Genomic DNA, 238 nt, shown 5'->3' on the forward strand with positions numbered 1-238 from the left:
GTCGCGAACTCCCAGCTGCCGGTAACCCGTGCGTTAGATGACGCGTCTTTCACAATTCACCCTGCGTAATTTCCTGATCCTGGTGCACGACGCGCTCGCGACGACGTTTGCGTTGCTGGCGAGCTTTTATCTGCGGTTCGAGGGCAGCCTCCTCACCGACCGACTGCCGCATTTGCTGCGCATCCTGCCCTGGTTCGTGCTGTTCAGCATCGTGGTGAGCTATTTCTCCAATCTGACC

The 238-nt window shown here is 58.4% G+C and carries 1 protein-coding gene; it reads left to right on the top strand.

Annotation, left to right across the window (positions count from 1 at the left end):
• Nucleotides 1-37: 37 nt before the first annotated feature.
• Nucleotides 38-238, top strand: a 201-nt coding sequence (locus ACP7FG_RS13200; protein WP_439226663.1) for a hypothetical protein, incomplete at its 3' end; no start/stop codon positions are given.

Origin of the sequence: Idiomarina sp. ST10R2A5, from assembly GCF_051842325.1 — a bacterium.
GTDB lineage: Bacteria > Pseudomonadota > Gammaproteobacteria > Enterobacterales > Alteromonadaceae > Idiomarina > Idiomarina abyssalis.